At 71.7% G+C, this 8,802-nt stretch carries 7 protein-coding genes and 1 pseudogene; 6 read left to right on the top strand and 2 right to left on the bottom strand.

Features of this window, described 5'->3' with window-relative positions; all coding sequences use genetic code 11:
* A pseudogene (locus AB0F81_RS48880) lies at positions 1–1,013 on the bottom strand (heparinase); the annotation flags it as partial.
* A gap of 216 nt (positions 1,014–1,229) precedes the next feature.
* Here AB0F81_RS48880 and AB0F81_RS48875 point away from each other — a divergent pair.
* Genes AB0F81_RS48875 through AB0F81_RS48850 form a run of 6 tightly spaced genes read left to right on the top strand, consistent with a single transcriptional unit; the run spans position 1,230 to position 8,021 of the window.
* Positions 1,230–3,104, top strand: a complete 1,875-nt coding sequence (locus AB0F81_RS48875; protein WP_360210905.1) for a DUF2264 domain-containing protein — start codon at positions 1,230–1,232, stop codon at positions 3,102–3,104.
* A 2-nt stretch (positions 3,105–3,106) separates the two neighbouring features.
* A complete protein-coding gene (locus AB0F81_RS48870; protein WP_360210903.1) occupies positions 3,107–4,393 on the top strand; it encodes an extracellular solute-binding protein in 1,287 nt (428 codons plus the stop codon).
* Positions 4,394–4,445: 52 nt separating this feature from the next.
* Positions 4,446–5,312, top strand: a complete 867-nt coding sequence (locus AB0F81_RS48865; RefSeq protein WP_360210901.1) for a sugar ABC transporter permease — start codon at positions 4,446–4,448, stop codon at positions 5,310–5,312.
* Positions 5,312–6,196: a carbohydrate ABC transporter permease gene (locus tag AB0F81_RS48860; protein WP_360210899.1), complete on the top strand. Its 885-nt coding sequence runs from the start codon at positions 5,312–5,314 to the stop codon at positions 6,194–6,196. The genes AB0F81_RS48865 and AB0F81_RS48860 overlap by 1 nt, the downstream gene beginning before the upstream one ends.
* Positions 6,197–6,201: 5 nt before the next feature.
* Entirely contained in the window at positions 6,202–6,852 is a 651-nt protein-coding gene (locus AB0F81_RS48855) for a DUF624 domain-containing protein (protein WP_360210897.1), read from the top strand.
* Positions 6,849–8,021 carry a glycoside hydrolase family 88 protein gene (locus AB0F81_RS48850; RefSeq protein ID WP_360210895.1) on the top strand — a complete coding sequence of 391 codons (1,173 nt, stop codon included), beginning with the start codon at positions 6,849–6,851 and terminating at the stop codon, positions 8,019–8,021. Before AB0F81_RS48855 ends, AB0F81_RS48850 begins: the two co-directional genes overlap by 4 nt.
* A gap of 6 nt (positions 8,022–8,027) precedes the next feature.
* Here AB0F81_RS48850 and AB0F81_RS48845 read toward each other — a convergent pair whose 3' ends face one another.
* The gene (locus AB0F81_RS48845; protein ID WP_360210893.1) at positions 8,028–8,693 is read right to left on the bottom strand and encodes a response regulator transcription factor; all 666 of its coding nucleotides are present in this window, start codon (positions 8,691–8,693) and stop codon (positions 8,028–8,030) included.
* Between the last annotated feature and the right edge of the window lie 109 nt (positions 8,694–8,802).

Below are 8,802 nucleotides of genomic sequence, written 5' to 3'. Positions count from 1 at the left end.
CGGCGGTGCGCCGCCGCGTAGGCCCGGGCGTCCTGGTCGCCGACGCGCCGCGCGGCCCGGTGCAGCGCGGCCCAGGGCAGGTGCGGGCCGGGCCGGGCCGAGCCGTCGGCGTGGTTCAGGTGCCAGGGCCCGCCCAGGTGCATCCGGTGCGGGAACGACACCGTCTGCCAGAGCGGCCCGGCGGGCAGGTCACCCGCGGCGCCGTCGGTGGCGTACGCCAGGACGTCCAGCGCCTCGAGCAGCCGGCACGCGCCGTTCCACCAGTACCCGTACCCCTCGTCGATCGCTCCGTCGGCGGGCAGCGCGGCCGCGTACCGATCCAGGCCCTCGACCGTCAGGTCGACCAGGACCCGGCGGCGGGCCGCATCGGTCTCCAGCTGCAGCGCCGCGACCAGGACGTTGCCCTGGATCCACGGGCTCCAGTTGTGCACGTCGCCGTCGCGGCCCAGCCAGTGCCAGTCACGGCGGGTGAGGAACGGGGTCAGGACGCGGCGGTTCACCTCGTGGCGGATGCGGGCCCGCAGGCCGGGCACCCGCTCGTCGAGCTGCGCGTCGAGCAGGTGGTCGATCCAGCCGAGCTGGGCGGCCACCTCGCCGGCGCCGAGGTCGAGGTAGGGCTCGGTGACGGTGGGTACGACCGCACCGTGCCGGGCGAACGTGTCGTCGTGCGCCGGCCAGCACCAGCTGCTCTGCTCGCAGAGCAGCGTCGCCCCGTCGGCCACCTCGTCGATCCAGTCCGTGGCGAGGGTGGCGGCGGCCAGCACCGCGGCTCGGCTGAGGCGTTGCTGCCGGGCGAAGACGACCTGCTCGTAGGCGTCGCGGTCGCCGTCGCGGAAGTAGCGCGCGTAGCCGCCGGCGAGCGGCACCGGCCACGGCGTGGCGAGCTCGGCTCCGGCGCGTTCGCGCAGGCCACGCAGGGTCGCCGGGTCCACCGTGCCCCAGACCTGACGGTCGTCGGCGGGCGGCACGGGCAGGCAGTCCCCGGCCGGGCGCAGGAGGGAACCAGCTGACACACGACCTCCTCCCCCAGGTGATCGATTCTGATCGTATTAGATCGTTCGATCGCCGCCCACACAAGCGCCAGCTGCCTGCCAGAACCGCGAATACCCAGGTCAATGACAAGTATTGCGGCTGATCGAACGAGTTCGAATGTGGCATTGACATGATTGATTGTGAGCGTTTAACGTTCCCGAAACCGGAGCCGTTCACCACCCCTCGGAGCGTGACGCGTGCCCGAAAACTCCCTGTCGAGCCGCGCGGACTGGCTGCGGCTCGCCGACCGGATCCTCACCGCCGCGCGACGTCACGCCTCACCCGGCCACGCCCGGATCACCCCGCCCGGCCCGCCCGGCGGCTACGGCCGCGACGTCGACGGCCTGGAGGGTTTCGCCCGCACGTTCCTGCTCGCCGGGTTCCGCCTGGCCGGTTCCCCCACGGACGAGACCGGCCTCGCCGAGTGGTACGCGAGCGGCATCGCCACCGGCACCGACCCGAGCGCGCCGGACCGCTGGGTGCGCCTCGACGAGCACCCGCAGGCCAAGGTGGAGGCCGCCTCGCTCGCCCTGATCCTGGACCTGACCCGCCCCTGGATCTGGGACCGGCTAACCCCGGACGTGCGGGAACGCGTGATCGACTACCTCAGTCCCGCGGTCGGCGACGAGACCTATCCGCGGATCAACTGGGTCTGGTTCCGCCTGGTCGTGCAGACCTTCCTGCGCTCGGTCGGCGGCCCGCACTCGCTCAGCGAGATGGCCGAGGACCTGGCCACCCACGACACGTTCCGGCGCGAGGACGGCTGGATGTCCGACGGCCCGGAGCGGGCCTACGACCACTACACCGGCTGGGCGCTGCATCTCTACCCCACGCTGTGGGCGCGGATGGCCGGCGCCGCCGACCTGGCCGCCGGCCGCCGCGAGCGCGACGTCGCCGACCTCGACCGGTTCCTGCGGGACGCGGTGGCGCTGGTCGGCGCGGACGGCTCCCCGCTGATCCAGGGCCGCAGCCTGATCTACCGGTTCGCGGCGGCGGCGCCGTTCTGGATCGGCGCGCTCGCCGGGGTGCCGTCGCTGTCGCCGGGCCTGCTGCGGCACGCCGCCACCCGGGTGGTCGGGCACTTCACCGAGCACGGCGCCCCCGGCGACGACGGCCTGCTCACCCTCGGCTGGCACCACCGGTGGCCACGGCTCGCCCAGTCGTACTCGGGGCCCGGCTCGCCGTACTGGGCGAGCAAGGGCCTGCTCGGCATCGCGCTGCCGGCCGGCCATCCGGTCTGGACCGCGCCGGCCGAACCCCTGCCGGTCGAGGCCGGCGACACGCTGCGCGCGATGCGCGCTCCCGGTTGGATCCTTTCCGGTACGCGGGCGGACGGCGTCGTCCGGGTCGTCAACCACGGCACCGACCACGCCACCGAGGGCGCCACCGGTGCCGACTCCCCGCTCTACGCCCGTCTCGGCTACTCCACCGCGACCGCTCCCACGCTCGACGAGCCCGCCTGGAGCACCCCGTCGGACATGGCCGTGACCCTGGTGGACGCCACTGGACGGGCTACCCACCGCACCGGGATGCGGGCGCTGTGCACCAGGATCGACCAGGACGGCGACGTTCCGGTCGGGGTGGCCGCCTCCACCTGGCCGGCCCGCTGGGTCGTACCCCGGCCCGGCCAGCCGGACCACGGCAACGGCCGCGCCGGCGTGTCGGAGCCGGCCGGTCATCTCACGGTCGTCTCCCTGGTGCGCGGCCCGTGGGAGGTCCGACTCGCCCGCGTCGACCGTCTGACCGCCGGCCTCGACCCGGACGGGCTCCGGCTCCGGATCACCGGGTGGGCCGTGACCGGCGACCGTCTCACCACCCGCCTGAGCCCGGCCGGCGACGCGCACGAGGCAACCGCGGGTCTCGCCACCCACGAGAACGCCGGCCCGCTCGGCACCCCGACCCGGGTTCCGTGGCTCGACTACCCGGTGCGGCCGGGCGCCTGGACAGCCGTGCTGGCCGAACTGTCCGGCCGGCCGGCGGTGTCCTCGTGCCGGGTCGCGCTCGACGGGCCGGATGCGCAGGTCACCTGGCCGGACGGGGTGCGCACGCGCCATCACCTATCGAAGGAGTGAGGATGAAACGCTCGATCGCGGCCGCCACGGCGCTCCTGGTGTTCCTGGCCGGCTGCAGTGACGGGGACTCCGGCGACGATTCCGGACCGGCCACCCTGACCCTCGCCGGCTGGAGCCTGGCCACCACACCGGAGTTCCAGACCCTGGCCGACGGCTTCCGCTCGGTGAACCCGGACGTGACCGTCGAGGTCAAGGAGTACGACGCCACCAACTACGACACCCAGATGATCGCCGACCTGGCCGCCGGCAAGGCCCCCGACATCTACGTGCAGAAGAACCTGAAGAACTTCTACACCTACCAGAACGGCAAGCAGCTGCTCGACGTCTCGGACGTGGCGGGCAAGCTGGGCGGCACGGTGGGCGGCCTGCAGACCTACCAGGTGGACGGGAAGACGTGGGCGATCCCGTACCGGCAGGACTCCTGGGTGCTGTATTACAACAAGGCGCTGTTCGACAAGGCCGGGGTCGCGGCGCCGGACGGGTCGTGGACCTGGGACGACTACGCCGCCACGGCCAAGGAGCTGACCACCAAGCTGAAGGCCGCCGGGTCCAAGGCGCTCGGCGCCTACCAGCACGTGTGGCAGTCCACCGCGCAGGGCTTCGCGCTGGCCCAGACCAGCGGGGCCGATCTGCAGAGCGGCGACTTCGGTTACCTCAAGCCCTATTACGAGCGGTCGCTCGACCTGCAGAACGCCGGCGCCCAGGTGAAGTTCGGCGACGCGACCACGAACAGCCTCACCTATCAGGCCCAGTTCGGGAAACAGCAGGCGGCCATGATGGTGATGGGCACCTGGTACATGGCGACGCTGCGCAGCCAGCAGGCGAAGGGCGACGCCGACAAGTTCGAGTGGGGCATCGCTCCGGCGCCGCAGCAGAGCGCGGCGACCGCCGGCAGGTCGGCCACCCCGGTGACCTTCGCCGACCCGACCGGCCTCGGCGTCAACCCGAAGATCGACGAGGGCAAGGTCGAGGCGGCCAAGCAGTTCCTGGCGTACGCCGCCGGGCCGGAGGGCGCCAAGGCGCTCGCCGCGATCGCGATCACCCCGGCTGACACGGCGGCGGTCAAGGAGAGCTTCTTCACCGTCTCCGGCATCCCCACCGACGAGCTGTCGAAGTTCACCTTCGCCACGCACGACACCAAGCCGGAGAACCCGGTGTCGAAATACACCGCGCCGCTGCAGAACATCCTCAACGACCTGCACAGCGCCGTGCTGTCGGGCAGCAAACCGGTCGACGCGGCCATCACCGAGGCGCAGGAACGCGCCAAGAACGAGGTCCTGAGCAAGTGAGCCCGGTGGGCCCGGCGCGCGGCGCCGGGCCCGCGAACGACAGGAGCCCCCGATGAGAACGCGCACCATCGCGGTGGGATGGAGCTTCCTGCTGCCGAACTTCGCCGGCTTCGCGGTCCTCACCCTGGTGCCGGTCGTGCTGCTCTTCTACTACGCCTTCACCGAGTGGAACATCTTCGGCGGCAGCACCTGGAGCGGCCTGGCCAACTTCCGGCAGATGTGGGACGACGCCAGCTTCTGGACCGCGCTGCGCAACACCTTCTACTACACGGCCTTCCACATCCCGCTGACGCTGACCGTGTCGCTGAGCCTGGCCCTGCTGCTCAACCGCAAACTGCGGGCGGTGGCGTTCTTCCGGACGGTGGCGTTCTTCCCGTACATCACCTCGATCGTGGCCATCGCGCAGATCTGGAACATGCTGTTCAGCCCGAGCTACGGGCCGGTCAACGAGTTGCTGCGGGCGATCGGCGTCGACAACCCGCCGGGCTGGACCACCTCGGCGGACTGGTCGATGCCCGCGGTGATCCTGGTCGGCACCTGGCGCGAGATGGGGTACTACATGCTGCTCTTCCTGGCCGGGTTGCAGACCATCCCGGCCCAGCTCTACGAGGCCGCCACCGTCGACGGCGCGAGCGCCTGGCAACGGTTCCGCGCGGTCACCCTGCCCGGGCTGCGGCCGACCACCTTCTTCATCACGGTGCTGCTGACCATCGGCAGCTTCAAGGTCTTCGACCTGATCCTGGTGATGACCGACGGCGGGCCGGGCCAGTCGACCCTGGTCCTGTCGCAGTACATCTACCAGAAGGGCTTCGAGGAGAACCAGTACGGCTACGCGTCGGCGCTGTCCATCGTGCTGTTCGCGATCTGCTTCCTGGTGACGATCGTGCAATTCGTGATCAACAAGCGCAGGAGCTCGTGATGACCACGATGTTGCGGCCCGCCCCGCCGGGCGCGATTCCCGAACCCGGCCTGGCGAAGAAGCCCGGCCGGCGTACCCGGCGGGTCCTGGGCTATCTGGCCCTCGGCGCCGCGGCGGTGGCCGTGCTGCTGCCGTTCTACTGGATGATCATGTCGTCGCTGAAGACGAACAACGACGTCTTCACCATCCCGGTCCAGTGGCTGCCGGCCGATCCGGTGTGGAGCAACTACGCCGACATCTGGCGCAAGTCCGAGATGAGCACCTGGCTGGGCAACACCGTGCTGCTCTCCGCGGCGGTCACCCTGCTGCAGGTCTTCACCGGCAGCTTCGCGGCGTACGGGTTCGCCAAGGTCCGCTTCCCCGGCCGGGACGTGCTGTTCCTGGCCTACATCGGCACCCTGGCCGTGCCGTGGCAGTCCTACATGATCCCGCAGTTCATCGTGATGTCCAAGCTGGAGCTCACCGACACTCTCTGGTCGATCATCGCGCTGCAGGCGTTCGGGCCGCTCGGCGTCTTCCTGATGAAGCAGTTCTACGAGACGGTGCCGGACGAGCTGATCGACGCGGCCCGCATCGACGGGATGAGCGAGTACGGCATCTACCGCCGGATCATGCTGCCGCTGTCCGTGCCGGCGCTCGCCAGTCTCACCCTGATCACGCTGGTCACCACCTGGAACGACTACCTGGGCCCGCTGCTCTACCTGCGCAGCCCCGACCTGTGGACGATCCAGCTCGGACTCAAGTCGTTCATCAACCAGTACAACGCCGAGTACGCGCTGATCATGACGGGTTCGGTGCTCTCCGTGCTGCCGATCGTGGTGATCTTCCTGGCCGGGCAGCGGTACTTCGTCGAGGGCATCGCCACGACCGGGCTGAAGGGCTGACGACGATGCGGTTGCGGTTCGAGACTCTCAGCGCCGTCCTCGACACGGCGTACGTCACCCTGATGACCAACCTGCTGCTGGCCGGCGCGTGCCTGCCGCCGCTCGTGGTCCTGCTGACCACCGACCCGGCGCGGTCCTGGCCGCTGCTGGCCCTGCTCGCGCCGATGGGCGGACCCGCGCTCTGCGCGGTGTTCGCCGTGCTCGCGGCCTACACCGACGAGCGCGCCACGACGGTGATCGCCACCTTCACCCGCGCCTGGCGGGTCACCTGGCGGCGCGCCACCGGGGTGACCGCCGCCGCGACCGCGCTGACCGTCGTGCTCGCCGTCGACATCGCGGCGTTCTGGGGCAGGCCGGCGGGAGCGGTCGCGATCCCGGTCCTCGCTGTCGCGATCCTGCTGGTCGCGGTCACCACGCTGCTCACTCTCGCCCTGTTGGCCGAGCACCCCCGGGTACGGCTGGTCGACGCCGCCCGGGCCTGCGCCTACCTGGCGATCCGCCGCTGGCACCTGACCGTGCTGTCGCTGGTGGTGCTCGCCGTGCTCCAGGCGCTGCTGGTCAGCCGGCCGGCGCTCGCCCTCGGCCTGGCCGCCGCGCCGCTGCTCTACGTGGTCTGGGCCAACAGTCGCGTCACTCTGACGAAGGGAACTTCATGACGGGTTTGCCGGGGTTTTCCGCCGCGGAGTCAGCACTGCCGGCTATCGACGTCCGGTCCCGCCCCGCCGCTGTGGCCGCCGCCCTGCGGATCGTGGACGCCAACCTCGCCGAGTTCGGCGACCGCTACCCGGGGGACACCACGGTGCGGGGCAGATACCGGTTGCGGCCGCCCGACGGCGGCAACACCGGGTGGACGACGAGTTTCTGGCCGGGCATGCTGTGGCTCGCCCACGACCTCACCGGGGACGAGCACTACCGGCGGGCGGCCGCGCGGCACGTCGGCAGCTTCACCGACCGGCTCCGGCGGGGCGCCGACCTGGACACGCACGACCTGGGGTTCCTCTACACGCTGGGGTGCGTCGTACCGTACCGCCGCTCCGGCGACCAGCAGGCCTGCCGCAGCGCGCTCGCCGCGGCCGACCACCTGCTGGCTCGCGTGCTCGAACCCGCCGGGATCATCCAGGCGTGGGGCGCGCTGAGCGACCCACGCCAGCGCGGGCGCACCATCATCGACAGCCTGATGAACACGCCGCTGCTGTTCTGGGCGAGCCAGGTCAGCGGCGACGACCGGTACGCCCGCGCGGCGCACCGGCACACCGTCCAGCTGCGCGACCACATCCTGCGGCCGGACGGCACGACGTTCCACACCTTCTACTGGGACCCGGTGAGCGGGGAACCGCTGCGCGGCGAGACCGAGCAGGGCAACCACGACGACTCGTGCTGGGCGCGCGGGCAGGCGTGGGGCATCTACGGGTTCGCGCTCAACCACCGGCACACCGGCGACGAGTCGTTCCTGACCGCCGCGCGCCGCTGCGCCGACCACTTCCTGAGCCGGTTGCCGGCCGACCGGATCGCCTACTGGGACCTGGAGTTCACCGACGGCAGCGCCGAGGAACGCGACAGCTCGGCCGCCGCGATCGCCGTCTGCGGACTGCTCGAACTCGCGGCGCAGTCCGGCGCCGGCGAGTACCGGGACGCCGCCGGCCACATCCTCGACGCGCTGATCAGCGGATACGCGGGTGACGCGGGATCCAGCGCGCTGCTGCTGCACGGCGTCTACGACAAGCCCAAGGGCGTCGGCGTGGACGAGGGCACGCTGTGGGGCGACTACTTCTACCTGGAGGCGCTCACCCGCCTGACGGTCCCCGGCTGGGCACACCCGTGGTGAGCCGGGTCAGCGGTCGCCGGGAACGACCAGGCCGGACTCGTAGGCCAGCACGACCGCCTGGGTGCGGTCGCGCAGGCCCAGCTTGGCGAGGACCCGGCTGACGTGCGACTTGACGGTCTCCTCCCCGACCACCAGCCGGGCGGCGATCTCGGGATTCGACAGGCCTTCGGCGATCAGCCGCAACACCTCGGTCTCCCGGGCGGTGAGGGTGGCGAGCGCCGCGTCCACACCCCGGCGGCGGCCGCGCAGCCGGGAGAACTCGGCGACGAGCCGCCGGGTCACGGTCGGGGCGAGCAGCGCCTCGCCGGCCGCGACGACCCGGACGGCGTCGAAGAGGCGCTCGGCGGTGGCGTCCTTCAGCAGGAAACCGCTGGCGCCCGCGTCGAGTGCCGCGTACACGTGCTCGTCCAGGTCGAACGTGGTCAGGATCAGCACCCGCGGTGGCCGGGCGGCGCCGGCGAGGCGGCGGGTCGCCTCGATGCCGTCCATCCCCGGCATCCGGATGTCCATCAGCACCACGTCCGGGTGCACGTCGTGGCAGATCCGCATGGCCTGCTCGCCGTCGGCCGCGGAGCCGACCACCACGAAGTCGGGCTGGGTGGCCAGCAGCACCTCGAAGGCGGTCCGCACCACCTCCTGATCGTCGACCACGACGATCCGGGTGGCCGTCACGGTGCGCCGCCTTTCGCCGGCAGGACCGCCTCGACGAGGAAACCGGCGCCGGGCGCGGCGCCCGCCGTCACCCGGCCGCCGGCCATGGCCGCCCGCTCCCGCATGCCGG

This window comes from Actinoplanes sp. NPDC024001 (genome assembly GCF_040638955.1).
Lineage (GTDB): Bacteria > Actinomycetota > Actinomycetes > Mycobacteriales > Micromonosporaceae > Actinoplanes.
The sequence above is the reverse complement of the archived record's forward strand: the minus strand, read 5'-3'. Positions and strand labels throughout refer to the sequence as shown.

Excerpts from the sequence above, each read along its gene's own strand:
- AB0F81_RS48870 (WP_360210903.1), top strand. The coding sequence starts at position 3,107 with ATGAAACGCTCGATCGCGGCCGCCACGGCGCTCCTGGTGTTCCTGGCC.
- AB0F81_RS48865 (WP_360210901.1), top strand. The coding sequence starts at position 4,446 with ATGAGAACGCGCACCATCGCGGTGGGATGGAGCTTCCTGCTGCCGAAC.
- AB0F81_RS48860 (WP_360210899.1), top strand. The coding sequence starts at position 5,312 with ATGACCACGATGTTGCGGCCCGCCCCGCCGGGCGCGATTCCCGAACCC.
- AB0F81_RS48855 (WP_360210897.1), top strand. The coding sequence starts at position 6,202 with ATGCGGTTGCGGTTCGAGACTCTCAGCGCCGTCCTCGACACGGCGTAC.
- AB0F81_RS48850 (WP_360210895.1), top strand. The coding sequence starts at position 6,849 with ATGACGGGTTTGCCGGGGTTTTCCGCCGCGGAGTCAGCACTGCCGGCT.